Here is a 23833-nt window from a genome sequence, read left to right as displayed (position 1 = left end):
CATGCGAAAGGAGAAGCCCATGCAGACCGACACCCTGACCACGCAGTCCCCCCCGCCCGACACCGACAAGCTCAACCTGCTCCTCGGCCAGATGGTCGGCGACCTCGGCGCCATCGCCAGCGGCGCGCTCGTCATCCTCGGCGACCGGCTCGGGCTCTATCGGGCGATGAGGTCCGGCGAGAAACTGAGCCCGGCCGAGCTCGCCCGTCGCACCGGCACCCGCGAGCGCTACGTCCGCGAGTGGCTTTCCGCTCAGGCCGCCGCCGGCTATGTGAGCTACGACGCGGCGAGCAACCTCTTCTCGCTCACCCCCGAGCAGGTCGCGGTCTTCGCCGACGAGGACAGCCCCGCGGCGATGGCCGGCGCCTTCGAGGTGCTGTCGAGCCTGTGGCTCGACGAGCCCAAGGTGGCCGAGGCCTTCCGCTCCGGCCACGGCGTCGCCTGGCACGACCACAGCAAGTGCCTGTTCAGCGGCACCGAGCGGTTCTTCCGGCCCGGCTACAACGTCAATCTCGTCGATGGCTGGCTCCCGGCCCTCGACGGCGTCGTCGCGAGGCTCGAGGCCGGCGCGCGCGTCGCCGACGTCGGCTGCGGGCACGGCGCCTCGACGATCGTCATGGCTAAGGCCTTTCCGCGCTCGCAATTCACCGGCTTCGACTACCACGAGGCCTCGATCGAACGGGCGCGCGCGGCGGCGGCCGAGGCCGGCGTCGCCGACAACACCCGCTTCGAGGTGGCCCCGGCCAAGAGCTTCACCGGCACCTACGACCTAGTCGCCTTCTTCGACTGCCTGCACGACATGGGCGACCCGGTCGGCGCGGCCGCGCATGTCCGCGAGCGGCTGGCACCCGACGGCACCTGGATGATCGTCGAGCCCTTCGCCGGCGACAGGCTGGCGGACAACCTCAACCCGGTCGGCCGCATCTACTACGCCGCCTCGACAATGGTCTGCACCCCGGCCTCTCTGGCGCAGGAGGTCGGGCTCGGCCTCGGCGCCCAGGCGGGCGAGTCGCGCCTGCGCCAGGTCGTCACCGCCGGCGGGTTCGGCTCGTTCCGTCGCGCGGCCGAGACCCCGTTCAACATCGTTTTCGAAGCCCGTCCCTGAAGGAGAACCGCCATGACCGCCTATAACGTCGTCCGCTTCCGCGTCAGACCCGGCCAGGAGAAGGCCTTCATCGAGGCTCACGAGCGGGCGGTGCTCGATGCCCCCGGCCTGCGCAAGGCCGCGATCGTTGCCACGGGCGACCGCCGCTTCTGCTTCGTCGGCGAGTGGGACGACATGGAGAGCATCGCGGGCGCCCGCCCGGCGATGCTCGCGATCCTCGATACCTTCCGCCCGCTGCTCGAGGATCTCGGCGACGGCCTCGGGCTGACCGATCCGGTCTCGGGCCTGGCGGTCGTCGAGATCAGGCAAGGGCGCGCGAAAGCGCCCGCCTGAGGCTGGAATCCGCGCCGACAGGAGCGCGCTGGTCGGCAGGGAGGGCGGCGCCCCGGGGATCCGGGCCAAATTGGTCCCGCGCGGGGGGTGCGAAGCATGTCGTCAGCCCGCGGCGCCGGCCGGCGACTTCGCCGCCCCGCCGGTGATCGGACCGCGAAATCCCAGCTCACAATTCAGTGGCTCGGGCCGCTTCCTTGCCGGCGCTCATCGCCTTCCTGAGAACGTAGCCGGCCGCCTCGAGCACCGGCTTCGGGGTGCCGATCATCCGCCGGGCGGACATATGCTCGGCGGGCGCGTTCACGGTCTCCACCGCGACGAGATGACCCTCGCGGAAAAGCAGGAAGACCGGGTGCTCCTCGGAGCCCGGCGCCCGGACCACCTCGTCGGCGGCGGTGCCGAGGCCGGCGATCTGGAGCTTGTGCTTGCCCTGGTCGCTCCAGAACCACGGCACCGCCGCGTAGGCGTCGGTCGTCCCGTTCACCAGCCGGCGGGCGATGTGGCGGGCGTGGTCGACGGCGGCCTGCACCGATTCGAGCCGCACCCGCTCGCCGCCCGGCAGCGGGAAGGAGCAGCAGTCGCCCAGGGCCGAGATCGCCGGGTCGGCGGTGAGGAGCGCGCCATCGACGACGATTCCATTGTCGATGGCGAGACCGGCGGCCTCGGCGAGCTCGACGTTCGGGCGGACGCCGGTCGCGATCAGCACGAGGTCGCCCGGGATCACCTCGAGATCGGAGGTATCGACGCCGGTGACCCTGCCGTCCGCCGACTCGATGCGCCGCGCGCTCGCCCCGAGATGGACATCCGTCCCCATGGCGCGGTGCGCCTCGAGAAACCAGGCGGACATGCCGGGCGAAAGCGCCCGGCTCATCAGCCGCGGCGTGGCTTCGTACACCTTGACGGCGACGCCGGCGGCGCGGGCCATCGCGGCGAATTCAAGGCCGATGAAGCCGCCGCCGATGACGATCGCCTGCCGGGTGCCGGGCAGGCGCGCGCGCAGCCGCGATGCGTCATCGAGCGTCCGCAGCTCCTCCACACCGTCCGCGTCCTGCCCCGGGATCGGTGGACGAAAGGCGCGGGCGCCGGTCGCGAGGATCAGGTGGTCGTAGGGATACTCGTCCCCGTCGGCGGTGGTGACGACGCGGCGGGTCCGGTCGATCACGGTGGCGCGCGCGCCGTCGCGGAGCGTCAGGGACGAACGCTCATAGAAGGACGCGGGCCTCAGGAGCAGCCGCTCGGCCACGCCATCGGCCATGTAGGCCTTCGAGAGCGGCGGGCGTTGGTAGGGCAGGCCCGGCTCGTCGCCGATCAGGGTGATCTCGCCCTCGAAGCCTTCCTGGCGGAGGCTCGCGGCGGCCTGGAAGCCCCCCTGGCCGGTGCCGATGATGACGATCCGATCCATCACAATTGTGACTCCGGCAGGTGGACGACGAGGCCGTCGCGCCCAGGCTTCATCTTGATCCGGCGCGGGAGCCGGCTCGTCATTCTTGTTTCAGAGGCCGCGCGGCCGAGCAAGTCGCCCTCGCTCCGCGGCCCGGTCTTCCCGGCCCCGGCGTCGGCGACAGGGTAGTGCCAGATGCCGCGGACCATCGAGCCGGCGGGGTCGCGTTGATCCGGGAAAAATGTCCCACCGACGGCGCGCATCAACGACGCGTGGGCCAAAACGGCCGAAAAACAACGACATATCAATGCAAAGCTTGACAAATGGTGCGGTCGAGAAGACTCGAACTTCCACGGGAGTTACCCCACAGCGACCTCAACGCTGCGCGTCTACCAATTCCGCCACGACCGCACTGGCGCGGCTTCTAGCAAAGGCCCGAGGGGTTGTGAAGGGCGGAAACGACGAAAGCCGCGTCTCGCGCGGCGCGGCGGCGGACACCGCGAAGCCGGACGCGGATCCGAGACCGCGCTGAAGCAAGCCTGACGGAAAACGACCCGATTTCAGCTTGTTGCGAGGCGATGCGTCCTCCCGGCCCGCGCGCGGCCGAGACATGCCGGAGTGACCCTGATTGTTGCCCGGCGGAAAGCTGCTATCTGGAGGAAACGACACCAGGGACGACCATCCGGAATGACCGAAACCCTCGCCTCCGCTCCCCTGCTCCACCCCGTCGAATGGCGCGTTACCGACGCGCTCGTCCCCTATCCCGAGGCACTCGCGACAATGGAAGCGCGGGTCGGCGATATTCTCGCGGGGCGGGCGCCGGAGCTTGTCTGGCTGCTGGAGCATCCGCCGCTCTATACGGCCGGGACCTCGGCCGATCCGGCGGACCTGCTCGAACCCGACCGGTTCCCGGTCTATCCGGCGCGGCGCGGCGGCGAATATACCTATCACGGGCCGGGCCAGCGGGTCGCCTATGCCATGCTCGACCTCAACGCGCGGGGCCGCGACGTGCGAGCCTATGTCTGGCATCTCGAAGAATGGGTGATCCGCGCCCTCGCCGAGTTCAACGTGACCGGCGAGCGGCGCCAGGGCCGGGTCGGCGTCTGGGTGCGACGGCCGGAAAAGCCGCCGTTGCCGGACGGATCGCCCGCCGAGGACAAGATCGCGGCGATCGGCGTGCGCATCCGGCGCTGGGTGACCTTCCACGGCATCGCGATCAATGTGGAGCCCGATCTCGGCCATTTCGCCGGCATCGTGCCCTGCGGCATCCGCGGCTATGGCGTCACCAGCCTGGTCGATCTCGGCCTGCCGGTGACGATGGCCGATCTCGACGTGGCGCTGCGCGCCACCTTCGACGAGGCTTTCGACGGGGTCGTCGGGCGGCCGCCGCGCTGATCCGCCCGAGGCGATCGGGCGGCGCCGCGTTCATGCCCGCAACTCGCGGAAGAGGCCGAAGCGGCGCATGGCGAGCTTCTCGACCTCGAGGAGCAGCATGAGCCCGGCGCCGATGGCGAGGACCATCGCCCCGTCGGCCAGGGCCACCGGCCGCGTGTCGAAGAGCGCCTGCATGACCGGAGCATAGGTGAAGGCGATCTGCGCCGCGACCACGCACGCGACCGCCGCGAGCACCGCCGGCGTGCCGAGCGCGCCCCGCCAGGTCAGCGAGCGCATGCGCAGGTAGCGCACGTTGAAGAGGTAGAAGATCTCGGCCGTCACGACCATGTTCACCACCAGCGTCCGGGCATAGGCGATCTCGTCCCCCCGCCCCTGCGAGAGCCAGAAGACGAAAAGCGCCGCCGCGGCCATGAGGCAGGAGACGACGATCACCCGCCAGACGAGGAAGGGCGAGAGCAGCGGCGCGCGGGCGTCGCGGGGCGGACGGTCCATCACCCCGGGCTCGGGCGGCTCGAAGGCGAGGACGAGGCCGAGCGTCACGGTGAGGACGAGGTTCACCCAGAGGATCTGGGTCGGGCTCATCGGCAGGGCGAAGCCCGCGAGGATGGCGACGACGACGGCGAGCGCCTCGCCGCCATTCGTCGGCAGCGTCCAGGAGATTACCTTGCGGATGTTGTCGTAGACGGTGCGCCCCTCGGCGACGGCGGCGACGATCGAGGCGAAGTTGTCGTCGAGGAGCACCATCTCCGAAGCCTCGCGCGCGGCCTCGGTGCCCTTGTGGCCCATGGCGACGCCGACATCCGCCTGTTTCAGCGCCGGCGCGTCGTTCACGCCGTCCCCGGTCATGGCGACGATGCCGCCGTCGGCCTGAAGCGCGCGCACGATGCGGAGCTTGTGCTCCGGGCTCGCGCGGGCGAAGACCGAGATCTCCGGCGCGGCGGCGGCTAGGGCCGCGTCGTCGAGGGCGTCGACCTCGGCCCCGGTCATGGTCCGCGGCCGCTCGTCGAGCCCGAGCTGCCGGCCGATGGCGGCGGCGGTGTCGACATGGTCGCCGGTGATCATTTTCACCGCGACGCCGGCGCCGCGGCATTCGGCGACCGCGGCCACCGCCTCTGGCCGCGGCGGGTCGAGGAAACCCATCAGGCCGAGAAAACCGACCCCTGCCTCGATATCGGCGGGCGTGAGCCGCTCCGGCGCGGCGGGGAGCCGCCTGGCGGCGAAGCCGAGCACCCGCTCGCCCCCGGCGGCGAGGGCGTGGACCCGCGCCTCCCAGCGGCCGCCGCCGGCGCCTGCGAGGCCGAGGACGACCTCGGGCGCGCCCTTGACGAGGATGAGCCCCTCGCCGTTCGGACCCTCGTGCAGCGTCGCCATATAGCGATGCGCCGCGTCGAAGGGGATCTCGTCGCGGCGCGGCCATTCGCCCCGGGCATGGGCGGGGTCGAGCCCCGCCTTCATCGCCAGCGCGACGAGCGCCGCCTCCATCGGGTCGCCGGCCGCGCTCCAGCCCTGATCGTCGCGGCGCAGGCTCGCGTCGTTGCACATCAGCCCGCAGGCGAGGATCGGGGGCAGCGCGGCGAGGGCGGTCGCGTCGTCGTCGTGGTTCTCCGCGGTCAGCGCGCCCTCGGGCGCATAACCCGCGCCGGAGACCGCGACATCGTGGCCCTCGACGAGGACGTGGCACACGGTCATCTCGTTGCGGGTCAGCGTCCCGGTCTTGTCGGTGCAGATGACCGAGACCGCGCCGAGCGTCTCGACCGCGGGGAGCTTGCGCACGACCGCCCTGCGCGCCGCCATGCGCCGCACGCCGATCGCCATGGTGATGGTCAGCACCGCCGGCAGGCCCTCCGGCACGACGCCGACGACGAGCGCGACGACGGCGATCAGCGCATCCGCCCAGCCGAAGCCGCGGGCGAGGACGGAGAAGAGAACGAGCGCGACGCCCCCGCCAGCACGAACCGGGTGAAGGTCGCGGCGAAGCGGTCGATCTGCTTCAGGAGCGGCGTCTCCATCTGCTCGACGCCCTGGATCATCCGGCTGATCCGGCCGATCTCGGTGCGCGGACCGGTCTCGACGACGACGCCCGTGCCCTGCCCGGTGGCGACGAGCGTGCCCGAGAAGGCCATGCCCTGCCGGTCGCCGAGCGGCGCCTCGGCCGCCACGGCGGTCTCGCGCTTGGCGGCGGTGACGGACTCGCCCGTCAGCAGCGCCTCGTCGATGCTGAGGCCGCGGGCGCGCAGGAGCCGCAGGTCGGCCGGCACGCGCTCGCCGGCCTCGATGAGCACGACGTCGCCGGGGACGATCTCCCCCACCCCGATCGTCCGCCGCGCCCCGTCACGCAGCGCCACCGCGTGGGGCGCGAGCAGGCCGCGGATCGCGCGGAGCGATTCCTCGGCGCGTCCCTCCTGCGCGAAGCCGACGATGGCATTGACGAGGACGACGACGAGGATGACCGCGGCGTCGATCAGGTGCCCGAGAATCGCCGCGGCGCCCGCGCCCGCGAGCATCACGTAGATGAGCGTGTTGTTGAACTGCGCGAGGAAGCGCAGGAGCGGATGCGGCGGCGGCGCGACGGGGAGCGCGTTCGGGCCGGCCTCCGCGAGCCGCCGCGCCGCCTCCGCCGCGTCGAGACCCTCCGGAACCGTCTCGAGGCGCGCCAGCGCCTCGGCGCCGCTCAGGGCGTGCCAATCCTCGTTCCGTTCCGCCTGCATCCCGCCGCCCTCGTGGTCGCCCGCCCCTCCCTAGGGGAAGACGCGTTCGGTTTGAATACCGTGAGGTCGGGCGCCGGGCCCCGCGGACGCAATCCCGCCATGCGCTCCGGTCAGTTCGCCGGCGAGGTCGAGGATCAGGCGGCCGGCGCGCGCAGGTCGGGGGGAAGCGCCTCCGCGGCCAGCTCCGCGACCGCCGCGCCGAGCGCGGCCGTCCGCGTCGCGGTCTCGCCGAGCCGGCGCAGCGAGACCGTGCGGTCGGCGACCTCGCGATTGCCGACGGCGAGGATCACCGGGACCTTGGCCAGGCTGTGCTCGCGGACCTTGTAGTTGATCTTCTCGTTGCGAAGATCGGCCTCGGCGCGCAGCCCCGACGCCGCCAGCGCCGCGACCACCTCCTCGGCATAGGCATTGGCGTCCGATACGATCGGCGCCACCACCACCTGCCGGGGCGCCAGCCAGAACGGCAGCTTGCCGGCATAATGTTCGATCAGCACGCCGAGAAACCGCTCGAACGAGCCGAGGATCGCCCGGTGCAGCATGAAAGGCCGGTGCCGCGCCCCGTCCTCGCCGACATATTCGGCGTCGAGCCGGGTCGGCAGGTTCGGATCCACCTGGAAAGTGCCGCATTGCCATTCGCGCCCGATCGCGTCGGTCAGCTTGAAATCGAGCTTCGGGCCGTAGAAGGCGCCCTCGCCGGGATCGATGACATAGTGCCGGCCGACCTTCTGGATCGCGTTCTCCAGCGCGGTCTCGACCTTGTCCCAATCCTCATCCGAGCCGATGCGCACATCCGGCCGGGTCGAGAGCTTGATGTCGAAACTATCGAAGCCGAGGTCGGAATAGACCGAAGACAGCAGCTCGATGAAGGCCGCGCATTCGCCCTCGATCTGCTGCTCGGTGCAGAAGATATGCGCGTCGTCCTGGGTGAAGCCCCGCACCCGCATCAGCCCGTGCATCGAGCCGGAGGGCTCGTAGCGGTGGCAGGCGCCGAATTCCGCCAGCCGCAGCGGCAGGTCGCGATAGGATTTCAGGCCCTGATTGTAGACCTGGACATGGCAGGGGCAGTTCATCGGCTTCAGCGCGTTGACGCGCTTTTCCTTGGCATGCTCCTCCTCCACCTCGGCGATGAACATGTTGTGCTGGTAGGCCTCCCAATGGCCCGAGCGTTCCCAGAGCACGCGATCGACCACCTGCGGCGTGCGGATTTCCTTGTAGCCCGCGACGCGCAACCGCCGGCGCATGTAGTCCTCGAGCGCGCGCCAGACGGTCCAGCCGTCGGGATGCCAGAACACCATGCCCGGCGCCTCTTCCTGCAGGTGGAAGAGATCCATCTCGCGCGCAAGCTTGCGATGGTCGCGCTTCGCCGCCTCCTCCAGCCGGTGGAGATAGGCTTCGAGATCGGCCCTGGTCCGGAAGGCGACGCCATAGATCCGCTGCAACTGCGCGCGGGCGCTGTCGCCACGCCAATAGGCGCCGGCGATCGAGGTGAGCTTGAAAGCGTCGGCCGGCACCTGCCCGGTATGGGCGAGATGCGGCCCGCGGCACAGATCCTGCCAGTGCCCGTGCCAATACATGCGGATCGGATCGGCGCCGGGGATCGCCTCGACCAGCTCGACCTTGTAGGGTTCGTTCAGCGCCTCGTAGTGGCGCATCGCCCGGTCGCGCTCCCAGACCTCGGTCCGCACCGGATCGCGCGCCGCGATGATCGCGCGCATCCGCGCCTCGATCAGGCCGAGATCCTCCGGCGTGAAAGGCTCCGCCCGGTCGAAATCGTAGTACCAGCCGTTTTCGATCACCGGACCGATGGTGACCCTGGTGTCCGGCCACAGCTCCTGCACGGCGCGCGCCATGATATGCGCCGCGTCGTGCCGGATCAGCTCCAGCGCCGGCTCGTCCTTGATCGTGTGGATCGCGATCCGCGCATCCTGGCGGATCGGCTGGCTGAGGTCGCTCAGGCGCCCGTCGATACTGACCGCGATCGCCGCCTTGCCGAGCGATTTCGAGAGATCGCCTGCGATCTCCGTCCCGGTAACGCCCTGGGGGTAGTGACGGACCGCGCCGTCCGGCAGGGTGATGGCCACGTCGCGCAAGTCCGCCGTCGCATCGGTCATCGTCGTTCTCCTTCGGGTTCGGCGCCCACGGCACGCCCGGGTCTCAGGGAGCCTGACCGATAGGTCCGCGCCCTCGCGGCTGTCAAATGGAATCCGCGTGACGCGACCGGCCCCCGATTGCTAGAGCGGGGTCCGACCCGATGGAGCCGGGTGGTCCGCTCTGGATTCTTGATGTGACGCGATATCCTGATCACCGGACGATTCCGTCCGGTTGGATATCGCTCTTAGGACAGCGCCATGACCCATGAAACCCTGACCCTGCCCGACGGCCGCGCCCTCGCCTATCATCGGACCCGTGGCCGCGGTCCGGGCGTCGTCTTTCTCGGCGGCTTCCGCTCGGACATGACCGGCACCAAGGCGCAGTTCCTCGAAGCCTGGGCCAGGGCGCGGGGCCTCGGCTTCCTGCGCTTCGACTACACCGGCCATGGCGCCTCGTCGGGGCTGTTCCGCGACGGCTGCGTCGGCGACTGGGCGCGCGACGCGGCCGACGCGCTCACCCACCTGACCGAGGGCCCGCAGATCCTCGTCGGCTCCAGCATGGGCGGTTGGATCGCACTCCTGCTCGCCACGCGATTACCGGGCCGGCTGCGCGGCCTTGTCGGAATCGCGGCGGCGCCGGACTTCACCGAGGATTCGATGTGGGCGAACTTTTCCGAGGACCAGCGCCGGCGGCTGTCCTCCGAGGGCGCGCTCGCGGTGCCCTCCGACTATTCGGACGAGCCTTACGTCATCACGCGGCGTCTGATCGAGGATGGGCGCCGCAATCTCGTCCTGCGCGACCCGCTTGACCTGCCCTTCCCGGTTCGCCTGCTGCATGGCACCGCGGACGAGGACGTCGATACCTCCGTCGCACTGCGCATCCTCGCGCACGCGACGGCGGAGGATCTGCGCCTGACGCTCGTCAAGGGCGCCGATCATCGATTCAGCGCGCCGGAGAACCTCGAACTGACCGCCCGAACCCTTGAGGAGATTCTCTAGGCCGGATCCCGGAGAACCAGAGCGGCCGCTCCGATGACGGAGCGGCCGCGAATTTTCGGGAGACACGGGGTCGCCGTCAGACCTGAGTCGACAGCCGTTCGATCTCTTCCTTCAGATACAGCTTCTTGAGCTTGAGTTGCTTGATGTTCATGTCGTCCGACGCCGGCATCCTCTGCTCGGCTTCGATGACCTCGGACAGCGCCTGATGCTTCTTGCGGAGCTCCGTCAGGTGAGAACCCAGGCTCATGCTTATCCTCCTACGCGGCTGTTTCCAACCGGATCAGTAAACCATGGATTGAGCCGCCTGTCACCAAAACCGAAGCCCCGACCAGCTTCACAAGAACGAGCGGTCGGCCGGCCCCGCGCCGCGCGACAAGGCCGCGCCCTCGCGCAGAATCGCCTCCGGTTCGGCGGCGTAGGCGCCATCATCCTCGGCGTGCGACGCGCCCCGGTGCAGGATGAGCGGCGGCAGCAGGGTCAGCGGCGCGGCGCTCCCCTTGCGGCAACGGACCAGAACCCGGGCCGCCGCCGCGCCGGATCTGGGCGCGACCGGCAGAATCTCGACCGCGCCCGCCGCCCCCTCCACCGCGGCGAGAATCGCCCCCAACCGCTCCGCCCGATGGATCAGCGTCAGCCGCCCCCCCGGCAGCAGCCGCCGCAGCCCGCACGCGATCCAGTCGGCGAGCGTCGCCTCCTCGCGATGCGCGCGGTCGCGGCCGGGGTCGTCCGGCGGGGTCACCGCGCCGGCCGGATGGAAGGGCGGATTGGCCAGCACCTGATGAAAGCCCAGCGCCCGAAGGGCGGCGGGTGGCCGTCGCAGGTCGCCCTCGCAGACATCGAGCGCGAGGCCGTTCTCGGCGGCGTTGCGGCGGGCGAGGGCGGCGTAGCCCGGCTGAAGCTCAAGGCCGCGGAGCGTCAGTCCCGACACCCGCGCCGCGAGGCACAACGAAGCGATGCCGGCGCCGCAGCCGAGTTCCAGAACCCGCTCCCCCGGCGCCGCCGCGACGAAGGCGGCGAGCAGCACCGGATCGATCGCCGCCCGATAGCCATTGACCGGCTGCCAGAGCCGGAGCCGTCCGCCGAGGAAGTCGTCCCGACTGAGCGGCCCGAGGCCGGCGTCCAGCCCGGCGGCCTCGGTCCGCTCGGTCGGGACGCCTTCTTCGGTCACCGCGGCCCGCTCATGCCGGCGACAGATCCTCGATCCCGTTGTCGGTCAGGATCGCGCGCACTCGGAAGGCATCGCGGTCGGCGGCCACCAGGCGCTGGGGAAACAGGCCGATCCCGCCTTCGAGCACGCTCATATGGACGTCCAGAACGAAGCAGTCTATATCCTCCGCGCGCAGCAAGGCGGTGGCAAAGGCGATGATCGTGGGGTCCGTGGTGCGCAGGATTTCCTTCATCGCCGCGAACCTAGATCCCGCGCCTGCCGAGGTCGAGAGCGAACAGCGATGAACACCCCCGCGCGCGTGGCGACCCCGATCGAGACCCTGCAGTCGGTGCTGGCCGAGGATATGGCGGCGGTGAACGCGCTGATCCGCGCCCGCATGGCAAGCGAGCACGCGCCGCGCATTCCCGAGGTGACGGCGCATCTGGTCGAGGCCGGCGGCAAGCGGTTGCGGCCCTTGCTGACGCTCGCCGCCGCGCGGCTCTGCGGCTATCAGGGGTTCGACCATGCCCGGCTGGCGGCGACGGTCGAGTTCATCCATACCGCGACGCTGCTGCATGATGACGTGGTCGACGAGAGCGAGCGGCGACGGGGACGGCCGACGGCGAACCTGCTCTGGGACAACAAGTCGAGCGTGCTGGTCGGCGACTATCTCTTCGCCCGCTCCTTCCAGCTGATGGTCGAGACCGGCGATCTGCGGGCGCTCAACATCCTGTCGAACGCGGCGGCGGTGATCGCCGAGGGCGAGGTGCTGCAACTGACGGCCGCCGCGAGCCTCGCAACCACCGAGGAGATCTATCTCAGGGTGGTGCGCGGCAAGACCGCGGCGCTGTTCTCGGCGGCGACCGAGGTCGGCGGGGTGATTGCCAAGGCACCGGAGGAGCAGGTGCTGGCGCTGCGCGAATATGGCGACGCACTCGGGGTCAGCTTCCAGATCGCCGACGATCTGCTCGACTATGGCGGGATCAGCGCGACGCTCGGCAAGAATGTCGGCGACGATTTCCGCGAGCGGAAGATGTCGCTGCCGGTGATCCGCGCGGTGGCGGGGGCGAACGCCGAGGAGCGGGCCTTCTGGGTGCGGGCGATCGAGAAGGGTCAGCAGCGCGAGGGCGATCTCGAAACCGCGCTCGAACTGATGGCCCGCCACGGCAGCCTCGAGAGCGCGAGGGAAACCGCGATGGAACACGCCGCCCGCGCCCGCCGCGCCCTCGCGCCCCTCCCGGCCGGCCAGATCCGCGCGATCCTCTCCGATCTCGCCGATTTCGTCGTCGCCCGGTTGGACTGACGTTCGTCATCGGCGATCCGGCAAGGTCGTCGGCGCGGCTCGCCGGGGCGGTTGCGGCGAGGCCGGCGGTGCCCCATCTCTAGCCGGACCATTCATCCGGGGGAAACCGATGGCCCAGAGAAACATGATCCTCGCAGGCGCCGCGATCCTGATCGCGCTCGCCTTCCTGCTGTTCGGCGGGACCGGCGCGCAGGCGCCCGCGCCGGTCCCGCCGCCCGCGGCGACGACTCCCGCGCCGGCGGCGCCCGCGAACAACTGACCCGACGGCTCCGACCTCTCGGACTCAGCCCCGCGCGCCGACATCCGTCGCCGCGATCCACCAGCCGGGCCGGGCGCGGCGCAGCGCGTCGGCGGCGGCGTGCATCGGCGCGGCGTCGGCGAAGAGGCCGAAGCAGGTCGCGCCCGACCCCGACATCCGCGCCAGCCGGCAATCACGCTGCGCGGCGAGCGCCGCCAGCGTCTCGGCGATCTCCGGCGCGACGGCCTCGGCCGGCGCCTGCAGGTCGTTGCGCTGGGCGGCGAGGAAGGCGAACAGCGCCTCGGCGTCGGGCAGGGGCGGCGGTTCCGGCATCGGCGGATTGTCGCGGCTGGCAAGACGGGCGAAAACCGCGCCGGTCGAGACCCGCGCGCCCGGATTGACCAGCAGCATCCAGAACGGCGGCGGCGCGAAGGGCGCCAGCCGCTCGCCGATCCCCGACATGCGCCGCGGCCGGCCGTCGAGGCAGACCGGCACGTCGGCGCCCAGCGCCAGCACCGCCTCGGGCGGGAGCGGCGGCGCGTCCCACATCCGCCTGAGCAGGCGCAGGGCCGCGGCCGCGTCGGCCGAGCCGCCGCCGATGCCGCTCGCCACCGGCAGCGCCTTCGTCAGCCGCAGCGCGGCGCCCTGCCCGTCCGGGCGCAAGGCAAGCGCGGCGCGCAGGACGAGATTGTCCGCCCCCGCGCCGAGATCGCGGCCGAAGGGACCGTCGAGCGTCAGGGACAGGCCGCGCGCCGGCTCCGCCTCGACCAGGTCGCCGACGCCGGCGAAGACCACGAGGCTGTCGAGCAGGTGATAGCCATCGGCCCGACGGCCGGTCACGTGCAGCGTGAGATTGATCTTGGCGGGCGCGTGTTCCGCCAGCGGGGGGATCATGCGCGTCAGCCGTTTTCCTCGGCCAGCACCTGATCGAGACCGACCTCGAGCTTCTTGCGCACCCGATCCATGTCGAGATCCTCGCCGTCGCCGGGACCGAAGGACAGCGCGCGGCGCCATTGGAAATCCGCCTCGCGCTTGCGCCCGACCATCCAGAGCACGTCGCCGAGATGGTCGTTCACCACCGGATCCACCGGTTCCAGCTCGACCGCGCGCTCCATCGGCGCCACCGCGTCCTGATAGCGACCGAGCCGGTAATAGACCCAGCCGAGCGAATCGGTGATATAGCCGTCGTCGGGCTGGCCCTTGACCGCGCGCTGGATCATGTCGAGCGCCTCGTCGAGATCCTGGCCCTTCTCGACCAGCGAATAGCCGAGATAGTTCAATACCACCGGCTGGTCCGGGCGCAGGACCAGCGCCTCGCGGAAATCGGCCTCGGCGTCGTTCCAGTTCCCCGCCCGTTCGTTCGAGATACCGCGGGTATAATAGAGCACCCAATGCACCGCCGTCGGCTTGTCGATGAGATCGATCGCCGCGGTATAGGCGGCGACGGCGGGGGCGAACTGGTTGTCGCTACGCAAGGCATCGCCGAGGGCGGACTGCACCTCGATCTGGTCCGTGTGGCTCGCGGCGAGCGCGCGCAGCGTGGCGATGCCGCCCGCCGCGTCGCCAGCGATGCGCTGGGTATTGGCCCGGTGAATTTCGGAGACGACGAACCAGGGCGAGTCGCGCGGCACCTCGGTCAGCGCCTCGGTCGCCAGCGCGAACTGCCCTTCGGATTCGAGAATGTCCGCGGCGAGAAGATCGGCTTCGACCATGCCCGGACTGACATAGGCGGCGAGCCGGGCATGGATCAGCGCGACCCGCGCGGTATCCTCGGTATTGAGCGCCTCGGCCAGGGTCAGGAACGCCTCGGCGGCGCCGTCGCGGGCCTCGGTCACCTCGTCGAACGGGACTTCCTCCCCGGCGACCAGCCGGTCGCGGAGCGCGACCAGAGTGGCGTCGGGCATCCCGGTCGAGAGCGCCTCGTTCAGGAGCGCGGCGGCGTCCGCCTCGCGGTCGATCTGGGCCAGCACCTCGGCATGGGCGATCAGCGCGGCGCGGTTGAGATGGAGCGGGCCGTTCTCGCCGCCTGCGAGGATCGCCTCGGCGGAGACGAAATCGCCGGCCATCGCGAGCGCCAGCGCCTTGTGAAACTGGCCATAGGCGGCGAGCGCTTCGTTGCCGGTCATCGCGTCGAACTTCGCCTGCGCGGCGGTGAAATCGTCCTTGCCGACCTCGATCCAGCCGGAAACGAGACCGGCGAGCAGCGGATTGATCCCCTCGCCCGAGGCCTGAAGGACGGTGGTCGCCGTCGCGAAATCATCCGATTTCAGCGCGACGGCGAGGCGGACCAGCGCGGCGACCTGATTCTCTGGCTGGACGACGGCGAGGCGATCCGCGAGCGCGCGCGCCGCCGGAATGTCGCCGAGCGCCACCCGTGCGACGAGCGCGTTCTGGATCAGCGCGAGATTGTCGGGATCCTCGGCGAGCGCGCGGTCATAATATTCCGCGGACACCGCGTAATCGTCGCGAAAATCCGCCTGCATCGCCGCGAGATACGCGCCCGAGAGCGACGAGGCGGCGAACGCCGGGGCCTGGGCCGACAACGCCAGCCCCATCAGGGCGGCGGCGGCCAGTTTGGCGATGAGGTTCGGCAATGGGCGGATCTCTCGGTTGCGGCGCGGTGTCGAGCCTATGTCGCGCGGGGCGGCGATTCAATCGCGCGAATCAGCGGGCGGCGCCTCCCGCCGATCACATATCCATCACATCCCGGCCCGGACGCGCCGGCATCACATGTTGGGATAGTTCGGCCCGTCCCCACCCTGCGGCGTGGTCCAGTCGATGTTCTGCAGCGGATCCTTGATGTCACAGGTCTTGCAGTGCACGCAGTTCTGGAAATTGATCTGGAACCGCGGCTTGCCCGCCTCGTCGCGCAGCACCTCGTAGACGCCGGCCGGGCAATAGCGCTGCGCCGGCTCGTCATAGCGCGGCAGGGTCAGCTCAATCGGGATACAGGGATCGCGCAGCGTCAGGTGGCAGGGCTGATCCTCGGCATGGTTGGTGAAGGAGAAGGCGACGTTGGTCAGCCGGTCGAAGCTGAGCACCCCGTCGGGCCTGGGATAGTCGATCTTCTCGAACCGTTCGGCCCGCCCGGTCGCGGCCGCGTCGGTCTTGCCGTGCTTCATCGTGCCGAGCGGCGAGCGGTTTCCGGTGATCGTATTGATCCACATGTCCGCGCCGCCGAGCAGCAGCGAGGTCGCGAGGCCATAGTGCGACCAGAGCGGCTTGACGTTGCGCACCGGCTTCAGATCCGCCGCGATCGGTCCACTTTCGACCGAGGCGGGATAGGCTTCCAGTTCGTCCCCCCGGCGGCCTTCGGCGATGGCGGCGGCCGCCGCCTCGGCCGCGGCGATGCCGGACAGCATGGCATTGTGGTTGCCCTTGATGCGCGGCACGTTGACCATGCCGGCGGCGCAGCCGAGCAGCGCGCCGCCGGGAAAGGTCAGCTTCGGGATCGACTGCCAACCGCCTTCGGTGATCGCCCGCGCGCCATAGGCCACGCGCTTGCCGCCCTCCAGCAGGTCGGCGACCATCGGATGATGCTTGAAGCGCTGGAATTCCATGTAAGGAAAGAGGTGCGGGTTCTCATAGTTGAGATGCACCACGAAGCCGACGAAGACCTGATTGTTTTCCAGGTGATAGATGAACGAGCCGCCGCCGGCGTTGGCGCCGAGCGGCCAGCCCATGGTGTGGGTGACCTGGCCGAGGCGGTGTTTCTCGGGCTTCACCTCCCAGATTTCCTTCATGCCGAGGCCGTATTTCTGCGGTTCGCGACCCGCCGCGAGGTCGAAACGGCCGATCACCTGCTTCGACAAGCTGCCGCGCGCGCCCTCGGCGAGGAAAACGTAGCGGCCGAGCAGTTCCATGCCGGGCTCATAGTTCGGGCCGGGGGTCCGGTCCGGCTCAAGCCCGAACTCGCCGGCGACGACGCCGCGCACCTCGCCCGCCTCTCCCCAGACCAGCGCGCTGGCCGACATGCCGGCGAAGATCTCGACGCCCAGTTCCTCGGCCTGGGTGGCGAGCCAGCGGCAGACATTCGCCATCGAGACGATATAGTTGCCGTGGTTCTTCATGAAGGGCGGCATCGGCCAGTTCGGAACGCGGATCTGGCCGCCGGCGCCGAGATAATAGAACCGGTCGTCGGTGACCCGGGTACTGATCGGCGCGCCGCGCTCTTTCCAGTCGGGCAACAGCGCCTCGATACCGACGGGATCGAGCACCGCGCCGGACAGGATATGCGCCCCGACCTCGGAACCCTTTTCCAGGACGACGACGGACAGCTCGGGATCGATCTGCTTCAGCCGGATCGCCGCGGAGAGGCCGGCTGGTCCGGCGCCGACGATCACCACGTCGTACTCCATGGATTCGCGCTCGATCTCGGCCATGCCGCCTCTTCCTCCTGATACCCGGAAACCTCGTCGGTGCTAGCCCAGCCTCCCAATCCGGTCAATGACGCCCCGTTCGCACCGCTTGCAGTGGAAGATTGGCGCCCATATGCTCGCGGGCAAGCGGATCGCGAGGGTTCGCGGGTCAGGCCGGGGCCAGAGCGCGTCGGCCTGATTGTGTATTTGGAGAGGACGGCGCCGGACCGGTGCGACGGAGAAGGTCATGGAGAAGATTCCCCTGACTGCGAAGGGCTTCGCAAAGCTGGACGCGGAGTTGAAGAAACTGAAGTCGCAGGAGCGGCCGGCGGTGATCGCCGCCATCTCCGAGGCGCGCGAGCACGGTGATCTGAGCGAGAACGCCGAGTACCACGCCGCGCGCGAGAAGCAGAGCTTCATCGAGGGGCGGATCAAGGAACTCGAGGCCATCATCGGCCGCGGCGAGGTGATCGACATCAGCCGGCTGTCCGGTCCGGTGAAGTTCGGCGCGACGGTGGTGATCATCGATGAGGATACCGACGAGGAAAAGACCTACCAGATCGTGGGCGAGGCCGAGGCGAACATCGAGGCCGGCCTGCTCAACATGAAATCTCCCCTGGCCCGCGCGCTGATCGGCAAGGAGCCCGGCGACAATGTCGAGGTCCGCACCCCGGGCGGGCTCCGCTCCTACGAGATCCGCGCCGTTGACTTCGTATGAGCGCGAGGACGGAACCATGGGTTCGGCGATGGACGGCGGCGCGCTGACCGCGCGGCTCACGGCCGTTTTCGACGGGTTCCGCGCGGTCACCCGGCCGCGGCGCTGGGCCTGGATCGCGAGCGCGGCCTGGACGGTGATGCTCGGCGCCTATGCCATCGCCTTCCTGGGCGATGCCAGCGCCGCGCGCGGTACCGCCTTCATCGACGGGCTGTTCTTCCTCGTGGTGCTCGTCCTGCCGCTGATCCTCGTCTGGCTGGCGGCCTGGCTGGCCGACACGCTCGCTCGTCAGCACGAGATGATCGGGGCGATGGCCGAACTGCTGCCGCCGGTGATCGAAGGCATGGAGGCGACCCGCGCCGCGCTCGCCGCCCGCGGCCCCACCGCGCCCGGCGAGATCGCCCAGCTCGTCAAGGGCGCCGTGAGCGCCCTGCCGCGCCCGGCCGATCTCTCCGCGCCGATCGAGCGGCTGCTGGCCGGGCAGGCGGAACTGCGCGCCGCGGTCGCCGCGCTGTCCGCCACCGCGCCTTCCCCCCATGTCACGACCCATGCGCCCGAACCGGAGCCCGCGCCGACGCGCAAGGCGCGGCCCACCCCGAAAGCGGTGACTACGCCGCGTCCCGCCGCCCCGCCGGAGCCGACGCCGGAGACCCCGGCGGAAGCGGCGGGCGGACTGGAATGGGCCGACCTGATCCGGGCGCTCGATTTTCCGCGCGACGCCGACGACCGGGAGGGCTTTCGCGCGCTGAAGGCCGCGCTGCGCCACCAGTCGCTGGCCCAGATGCTTCAGGCGGCGGAGGATGTGCTGAACCTGCTGTCGCAGGAGGGCGTCTACATGGACGACATCGCGACAGCCCCGGCCAGCGCCGACGCCTGGCGCCGGTTCATCGGCGGTGTCCGTGGACCGGAGGTCGCGGGCGTCGGCGGGATCGAGGATCCGCGAGCACTCGAACTGACGCGGGCGCTGACGAAGTCCGACCCGATCTTCCGTGACACCGCGCTCTATTTCCAGCGCCGCTTCGACGGTGTTCTCGCCGAATTCGGCGCGGGCGCGGACGATGCGCGGCTGATCGAACTGGCCGACACCCGGTCCGGCCGCGCCTTCACCCTGCTCGCACGTCTGAGCGGCGCCTTCGAGTGAGCGCCGCTCAGACTGTTGCCGGTTGATCCGCTCGGGGTAGCCTTGCTGTTTTCTTCCTGATTTGTCCGTCGACAAATCAGGCCGCGCCTGCCTGCCCCCGGCAGGCGCGTTACCGCGCCAGCCAGGCAGGCGCGGCCTGATTGTCATCGTTCGGAGAAATCCGATGGCCCCTTGGCCTTCGACTGGTCGAAGGCCAACGTCCCGGGTCGACAGTCCACCGGACTGTCGCCTGATCCGGTCCGAGGTGCCTTTCGGGACGAGGGACCACTCAACCAGAAATCCTGTCAGAACCCGGAAAACACCATGTCGAGCGCGCGGCGGATGGCATAGTCCTCGCCTGTCAGATCGGCGACCGCCTCCCCGCTGAGCAACCGCGCCGGAATGGCGGCCATTTCCGCCGCGCGCAGGGCCAGCGGCTGGCCGTCCACCTCCAGCATGGGCTCAAGCCGGGTGATCGGCTTCAGCTGGTCCGAGCCGGGCAGAAGCGGCGCGACGACGCGGGTGCCCGTGTCGATCAGGTCGGATTGCAGGTCGAGCACCAACAGCCCGTCGGGCAGCCGATAGACGTGAAACTGCGCCATCAATCCGGCTTCCAGACCTGCCATTTGGCGAGCGGCGCGCCGTGCTGCTCGATCCAGGCCCGCCGCTGCGCCAGCGCCTCGGCGTTCTCCGCCCTCCAGGCGTCCGCGCGCGCGCCGCGAACCCGCTCGGCCAGCGCCGCCTCGGTGATGGAGGAGACATTCAGGCCAAGCTCCCGCGCCGCTTCGAGCAGGCCGGCATCGATCGACACATTCGTACGGCGCTTGCTGGTCGCGGACATCCCGGGCACCTCCATCGCCATCCACCTTACACATTCCGCGTGTTCAGCGAAACCCGGAACCTGAGCGCCGGACATGCGGCGGGCGCCCCCCCTGCCCCGCCGGCCCGGATCGCGCGGCTCTGCAAAATATTACAGTAATATCAATATATTACCTCTAACCGATCTGATCCAGCATCCGCCGCACGGCCTCCTCCAGCTTGCGGCGATCGACCGTCGAGAAGTCGAGCGGCAACCGGATCTCCAGCCGGCCATTGGCCGCCGTGCATTTGGCCGGCCCCTCGGCCCGCGGCAGGTCGAAGGTCACCCTCGCCTTGCGGGTGGTGCGCGCCGGCGCGGTCGGGATCTTCCCCGCGGGGAAGGTCTCTCCCCCCTCCCCTGCCCCCGCCCAGCGGCGCAGCACGCCAAGCTCGTCCTCGACCGAGCGGTTGTCCCAGTCCCTCAACTCCTCCTTGATCGCCGCGGCGATCTCCGGCTCGACCTCCAGTCGCCGGCGCAGATCGAGCCCGAGGTTGCGCGGGATCTCCTGCGGGAAGCGCAGCGTCTCGCCCAGCCAGTCGACGACGCTGATGAAGGCCCTGATATAGCTGCGCTTCTGGTAGCCGGCGCTCTGGAACAGGATCGCCACCGCCTTGTCCGGGTCGTCGCATTCCGTTCTGGGGTCGCGGGCATAGTCGCGCGCCAGCCAGGCCATCTCGGTGAAGGACACGTCCTTGCGGACCAGGTTCTCGTCCACCATCCGCCGATAGAGCTGGTCGAGCCCCCCGGCGTCGGTCATCAGCCCCGCCGGGATCAGCGCGTAGCGCGGGTCCTTGGTCTCGGCCAGCAGCTCGCGATAGGCGCTCAGCCGCCGCAGCCCCTGAACGAGCTCGTAACGCCCCTGCCCCGCCGGCTCGACCCGGATCGGGTTCGACAGGCCGATGTCCCGGATCGACGCCTTGAGCTCGGTCAGCTCCAGATCCTCGCCCTTGATCCGGTCCCGCACCAGCTTCGTCATGTCGATCGCATCGACCCGGATCAGATCGACGATCAGCCCGAGGCCGCGCAGCCGGACCAGCTCGCCCGCCAGCGCGTCGTTCTCGTCGCGGATCGCCGCTTCCGCCGCCGCCCGCGCCTTCAGCGCCTCGGCATTCTCCTGCACCGCCGTCGCCATCGGTCCGCGCCGCGGTGGAACCGCCGACTTCACTTCCGGCGCCGGCTCGACCTTCCCCGCGGGGAAGGTTTCCGCCGGCACGGCGCCGGCCGGCGCCGCCGCGCCATCATCCTCCGGCATGTCGAGATCAAAGACCCGGCGCTTTTTCATGCCCGTGCCTCCACCTTGTCCCAGGCCGCGACGCAGACCTGCTTGAACTCGCCATAGGCGGTATCGAAGCTGCCCCGCGCCCGCCGCCAGGTCTCCCGCGTCATGTCGCGATAGTCGATCTCATAGACCGAGCACAGGAACCGCCCGGACTGTTCGACGGCCCGCGTCATCTCGATCGGGTTCTCCGTCACCCGGTCGCCGAACACCTTGCGGAACGCCTCCAGCATCGCCTTGTGCAGGTCGTTCGCCGGCTCGAAGCGGGTCAGCAGGAACTTGACGTCGGCGAAGGCCTTGGGCAGCGCGATCTTCCCCGCGGGGAAGGTTTCGCCGAACCCCGCCGACAGATCCTCCAGCGCCTCGGCCAGCTGACCGATGAAGCTGGTCGTGCTGTCATACTCCCAGTAGCCGGGCCCGGACGGGATATAGAGCACGTCCGCCGCGAAGACCGCGTTCATCGACTGATAGCCGATGGCCGGCGGGCAGTCGAAGATGATCAGGTCATAGGCATCGTCCGGCAGCGCGTCGAGATAGCGCGACACCGCCGCGAAGAACGACCATTCCGGGTTGAGGTGCCGGTACTGGGCGCTGGCGAACTCAACGAAGGCGGCGTTGGCGCAGGACGGAATGATGTCGATCGTCGACCAGGCCGTCGGCTTCAGGAAGTCATTGACCCGAAGCTCGGCGAGGCCAAGGTCGCGGATCGAGGCCGGCAGCCGGCGCTGGGGCAGGGCGCTCCCGCTCGCCGCGCCCTTCGGGCCTTCGTTCATCCGGTCGGTCTCGTTGATCAGATCCCGGGCGAGGATCCCCCAGACCGTATGCTCCTCGCCCACGTCCGTCAGCCCCATCGAATGGCTCAGCGTCGCCTGCGGATCGAAATCCACCACCAGCACCCGATAGCCGTCGAGCGCCGCCGCGTGCGCGAAATGCAGCGCCACGGTCGACTTGCCCGCGCCACCCTTGAAATTGGCGATCGCCGCCCTGAGCGCCCGCTTGCCCTTCGGCCGGGGCGGCATCAGGCTCTGGCGGTTCACCTTCATCCGGCGGCGGAGGTCGTTGATCTCGTCGAGGCTGAACCACCGCTGCCGCCCGTCTTCCTCGACTTCCCCGGCGGGAAGGGCGGGGTCCGACGCCAGCCGCCCGCGAAAGGTCGACTGGTTCACCTTGAACACCAGCTCCGCCACCTCCCAGCTCGAGAACCGCCGGAGGGTCTTCTCCAGCTCGGGGCTGAAGGTCTGCCGCCGGATCCAGCCCTGCATCCTGAGCGACTGCGCCTGCAGCGCCGCCAGGTCGCTGTGTGTATACATCCTTGCCTGCCTCGCGTTTCTTTCAGGACGCTATTTCCCGCCGATCGCAGAAATACGCCGAACCCCATATCATTGCAAACACTTCCACCGGGCGGCGGCGGCCGATTCGCTTCGCACGGCACGGTCGACAAGATATGGGGGGTCACCAAAAGCGACTCCGCCACGGATTGGGGGACAAAGCGGAACGACAGGGGGACAGACTGGACGGCCCCCTATACCTTGGATACCCTTGTTTCATGAGGGACGGAAGGATAGCCGCCCAGACGAGGCCCTTGTCCATCAATGGCTTGACAGAATCGGCCAACCGGACGCTAATCAGCCACGGTTGCCGAACAGCGTTGCGAAACGGACGACCGATCGAGCAGGAACCGGACCGGGTCAACCCGGCCACCCGAGGACGAGAGACATGCAGGCGAAGAAACTTGCCGGACCGGAGGCCGCCAGCCAGAAATACGACATCCTGACCGCCATCGGCTGCCATGCCCTCGGCGGTCCCCCCGGTCTCCAGCGTCTCGCCCTCCGCTTCACCACGCTGGTCACCGCCCGCTACGACTGGCGGCGGGGCATCCTCCATGTCGGCCAGCGCGAGATCGCGCGGCTCTGGTCGGTCGATGAACGCACCGTGAAGCGCGAGATGGCGAAGCTGCGGGCGCTCGGCTGGCTGACGCTCGAAAGCCCGGCGCGGCGGGGCAGGGTGGCGAGCTACGCGCTTGACCTCACCGCGATCCGCGCCGCCACCCGCGACGCCTGCTCCGCCGATCTCGACGGGAGCGCCGTCGACGGTGGCCGACGCTCCATCGACCGAACCACCCCCTGTGCGCCGCTTCGGGGACCAAGGTCAGGTGGTGATCACGGACAGCTTCCGCATGGGAGCTGGCACGCGTGGCTACGAGGGCTCCTCCGTGCGCGCCTCGTGGGTCGTGGTGGCTCCCTCGGCGCACTGGTTCGTCTTCGACCGCGTGTCGGTTGGCTTCCAGCCGGCGTTCACCTACACCCACACCAAGACGCTCGAAGAGAGCGGAACGACGATCACGACCGAGCGAGAGTGGTCGCTCGGCGGCACTCTGTTCGTGGGCGCCGCCGTCAACGTCGGCGGCAGCGTGAGCGTCTGGCCGCGCGCGTCGCTCTCCCTACAGTCGACCACGCGCGTCGGCCGGAGCTCTCCCGAAGACGGCGCCGTGATCCCGTCGCTCGACCTCTTCGTCCCGGTCCTCTTCCACCCGACCGGCGGCAACATCTTCGTCGGCGCTGGACCGCGAGCAGGTCATCGCTTCTCCCACGTGCGGGAGGGGGCGAGCCCAGAGCGGACGTACGTGGGCGTCGACTCCGTGGTCGGGCTCGTCCTCGACGGGCAGGCCCCGGCGGAGGAGCCCGCGCCCGCGATCGGCGGGGACGGGCAACTCCTGCTCACCAGCGAGCTCACCGGAGTCGGCATCTACGACGTCGACTCGGCCAGCCACGTCGAGAAGGGCACCCTCCGTATCGGTGGGGGCGCCGAC

Annotated in this window: 23 protein-coding genes, 1 tRNA gene and 1 pseudogene; 10 read left to right on the top strand and 15 right to left on the bottom strand. The window is 69.8% G+C overall.

What is annotated here, in order from left to right:
* Nucleotides 1-19 precede the first annotated feature (19 nt).
* Entirely contained in the window at nucleotides 20-1105 is a 1086-nt protein-coding gene (locus Q0480_RS03670; protein ID WP_299130843.1) for a class I SAM-dependent methyltransferase, read from the top strand.
* 12 nt (nucleotides 1106-1117) lie between these two features.
* Nucleotides 1118-1438, top strand: coding sequence for an antibiotic biosynthesis monooxygenase (locus Q0480_RS03665; RefSeq protein WP_299130840.1), 321 nt, complete (start codon nucleotides 1118-1120; stop codon nucleotides 1436-1438).
* Nucleotides 1439-1604: 166 nt separating this feature from the next.
* On the opposite strand, the gene Q0480_RS03660 is transcribed toward Q0480_RS03665, so the two are convergent.
* Nucleotides 1605-2837 carry an FAD-dependent oxidoreductase gene (locus Q0480_RS03660; RefSeq protein WP_299130837.1) on the bottom strand — a complete coding sequence of 411 codons (1233 nt, stop codon included), beginning with the start codon at nucleotides 2835-2837 and terminating at the stop codon, nucleotides 1605-1607.
* Nucleotides 2838-3140: 303 nt separating this feature from the next.
* A tRNA-Leu gene (locus tag Q0480_RS03655) sits at nucleotides 3141-3227 on the bottom strand.
* Nucleotides 3228-3503: 276 nt separating this feature from the next.
* Between Q0480_RS03655 and lipB the strand changes: the two genes are divergently transcribed.
* Nucleotides 3504-4211 carry a lipoyl(octanoyl) transferase LipB gene (lipB, locus tag Q0480_RS03650; RefSeq protein ID WP_299130834.1) on the top strand — a complete coding sequence of 236 codons (708 nt, stop codon included), beginning with the start codon at nucleotides 3504-3506 and terminating at the stop codon, nucleotides 4209-4211.
* Between the two features lie 30 nt (nucleotides 4212-4241).
* On the opposite strand, the gene Q0480_RS03645 is transcribed toward lipB, so the two are convergent.
* The 3 genes from Q0480_RS03645 to thrS all read right to left on the bottom strand — a co-directional run bounded on the left by Q0480_RS03645 (nucleotide 4242) and on the right by thrS (nucleotide 9009).
* Nucleotides 4242-6092 (bottom strand): HAD-IC family P-type ATPase, encoded by a 1851-nt coding sequence (locus tag Q0480_RS03645; RefSeq protein WP_299130888.1) that lies wholly within the window; start codon nucleotides 6090-6092, stop codon nucleotides 4242-4244.
* Nucleotides 6092-6919: an HAD-IC family P-type ATPase gene (locus tag Q0480_RS03640; RefSeq protein ID WP_299130831.1), complete on the bottom strand. Its 828-nt coding sequence runs from the start codon at nucleotides 6917-6919 to the stop codon at nucleotides 6092-6094. Before Q0480_RS03640 ends, Q0480_RS03645 begins: the two co-directional genes overlap by 1 nt.
* Nucleotides 6920-7053: 134 nt before the next feature.
* Nucleotides 7054-9009, bottom strand: a complete 1956-nt coding sequence (thrS, locus tag Q0480_RS03635) for a threonine--tRNA ligase (protein WP_299130886.1) — start codon at nucleotides 9007-9009, stop codon at nucleotides 7054-7056.
* Between the two features lie 258 nt (nucleotides 9010-9267).
* Here thrS and Q0480_RS03630 point away from each other — a divergent pair, with 258 nt between their 5' ends.
* Entirely contained in the window at nucleotides 9268-10008 is a 741-nt protein-coding gene (locus Q0480_RS03630) for an alpha/beta hydrolase (protein WP_299130828.1), read from the top strand.
* Between the two features lie 76 nt (nucleotides 10009-10084).
* Here the strand turns inward: Q0480_RS03630 and Q0480_RS03625 are convergent, their stop codons facing one another.
* The 3 genes from Q0480_RS03625 to Q0480_RS03615 form a co-directional block, all read right to left on the bottom strand.
* Nucleotides 10085-10255, bottom strand: a complete 171-nt coding sequence (locus tag Q0480_RS03625; RefSeq protein WP_299130825.1) for a DUF465 domain-containing protein — start codon at nucleotides 10253-10255, stop codon at nucleotides 10085-10087.
* 87 nt (nucleotides 10256-10342) lie between these two features.
* On the bottom strand, nucleotides 10343-11131 hold the full coding sequence (locus tag Q0480_RS03620; protein ID WP_299130884.1) for a methyltransferase: 789 nt from the start codon (nucleotides 11129-11131) through the stop codon (nucleotides 10343-10345).
* A 55-nt stretch (nucleotides 11132-11186) separates the two neighbouring features.
* Nucleotides 11187-11408 carry a DUF2007 domain-containing protein gene (locus Q0480_RS03615; RefSeq protein WP_299130822.1) on the bottom strand — a complete coding sequence of 74 codons (222 nt, stop codon included), beginning with the start codon at nucleotides 11406-11408 and terminating at the stop codon, nucleotides 11187-11189.
* A gap of 48 nt (nucleotides 11409-11456) precedes the next feature.
* Here Q0480_RS03615 and Q0480_RS03610 point away from each other — a divergent pair, with 48 nt between their 5' ends.
* Nucleotides 11457-12458, top strand: coding sequence for a polyprenyl synthetase family protein (locus tag Q0480_RS03610; RefSeq protein WP_299130819.1), 1002 nt, complete (start codon nucleotides 11457-11459; stop codon nucleotides 12456-12458).
* Nucleotides 12459-12567: 109 nt separating this feature from the next.
* Nucleotides 12568-12717, top strand: a complete 150-nt coding sequence (locus tag Q0480_RS03605; RefSeq protein WP_299130817.1) for a hypothetical protein — start codon at nucleotides 12568-12570, stop codon at nucleotides 12715-12717.
* A 24-nt stretch (nucleotides 12718-12741) separates the two neighbouring features.
* Here the strand turns inward: Q0480_RS03605 and Q0480_RS03600 are convergent, their stop codons facing one another.
* The 3 genes from Q0480_RS03600 to Q0480_RS03590 form a co-directional block, all read right to left on the bottom strand.
* Nucleotides 12742-13590: a 4-(cytidine 5'-diphospho)-2-C-methyl-D-erythritol kinase gene (locus Q0480_RS03600; RefSeq protein WP_299130814.1), complete on the bottom strand. Its 849-nt coding sequence runs from the start codon at nucleotides 13588-13590 to the stop codon at nucleotides 12742-12744.
* Between the two features lie 5 nt (nucleotides 13591-13595).
* Complete coding sequence (locus Q0480_RS03595) at nucleotides 13596-15290, bottom strand: tetratricopeptide repeat protein (RefSeq protein ID WP_299130811.1); 1695 nt, start codon at nucleotides 15288-15290, stop codon at nucleotides 13596-13598.
* 132 nt (nucleotides 15291-15422) lie between these two features.
* The gene (locus Q0480_RS03590) at nucleotides 15423-17078 is read right to left on the bottom strand and encodes an electron transfer flavoprotein-ubiquinone oxidoreductase (protein ID WP_299130808.1); all 1656 of its coding nucleotides are present in this window, start codon (nucleotides 17076-17078) and stop codon (nucleotides 15423-15425) included.
* Between the two features lie 223 nt (nucleotides 17079-17301).
* Between Q0480_RS03590 and greA the strand changes: the two genes are divergently transcribed.
* Nucleotides 17302-17772: a transcription elongation factor GreA gene (greA, locus tag Q0480_RS03585; protein ID WP_299130805.1), complete on the top strand. Its 471-nt coding sequence runs from the start codon at nucleotides 17302-17304 to the stop codon at nucleotides 17770-17772.
* A 16-nt stretch (nucleotides 17773-17788) separates the two neighbouring features.
* On the top strand, nucleotides 17789-18910 hold the full coding sequence (locus Q0480_RS03580) for a hypothetical protein (protein WP_299130802.1): 1122 nt from the start codon (nucleotides 17789-17791) through the stop codon (nucleotides 18908-18910).
* A gap of 284 nt (nucleotides 18911-19194) precedes the next feature.
* Here the strand turns inward: Q0480_RS03580 and Q0480_RS03575 are convergent, their stop codons facing one another.
* From Q0480_RS03575 to Q0480_RS03560, 4 genes are all read right to left on the bottom strand, one after another.
* Nucleotides 19195-19491, bottom strand: a complete 297-nt coding sequence (locus tag Q0480_RS03575) for a CcdB family protein (protein WP_299130800.1) — start codon at nucleotides 19489-19491, stop codon at nucleotides 19195-19197.
* Nucleotides 19491-19730, bottom strand: coding sequence for a type II toxin-antitoxin system CcdA family antitoxin (locus Q0480_RS03570; protein ID WP_299130797.1), 240 nt, complete (start codon nucleotides 19728-19730; stop codon nucleotides 19491-19493). Before Q0480_RS03570 ends, Q0480_RS03575 begins: the two co-directional genes overlap by 1 nt.
* 154 nt (nucleotides 19731-19884) lie before the next feature.
* Nucleotides 19885-21030: a ParB N-terminal domain-containing protein gene (locus Q0480_RS03565; RefSeq protein WP_299130794.1), complete on the bottom strand. Its 1146-nt coding sequence runs from the start codon at nucleotides 21028-21030 to the stop codon at nucleotides 19885-19887.
* Entirely contained in the window at nucleotides 21027-22334 is a 1308-nt protein-coding gene (locus Q0480_RS03560; RefSeq protein WP_299130791.1) for an AAA family ATPase, read from the bottom strand. Before Q0480_RS03560 ends, Q0480_RS03565 begins: the two co-directional genes overlap by 4 nt.
* Before the next feature lie 406 nt (nucleotides 22335-22740).
* Between Q0480_RS03560 and Q0480_RS03555 the strand changes: the two are divergent.
* Both Q0480_RS03555 and Q0480_RS03550 read left to right on the top strand, forming a co-directional pair.
* Nucleotides 22741-23052 (top strand): annotated as a pseudogene (locus Q0480_RS03555) (hypothetical protein); the annotation flags it as partial.
* 127 nt (nucleotides 23053-23179) lie between these two features.
* On the top strand, nucleotides 23180-23833 hold a 654-nt coding region (locus tag Q0480_RS03550; RefSeq protein ID WP_299130894.1), incomplete at its 3' end, for a hypothetical protein.

The organism is uncultured Amaricoccus sp., assembly GCF_937891315.1.
Classification (GTDB): Bacteria; Pseudomonadota; Alphaproteobacteria; order Rhodobacterales; family Rhodobacteraceae; genus Amaricoccus.
The sequence above is the reverse complement of the archived record's forward strand: the minus strand, read 5'-3'. Positions and strand labels throughout refer to the sequence as shown.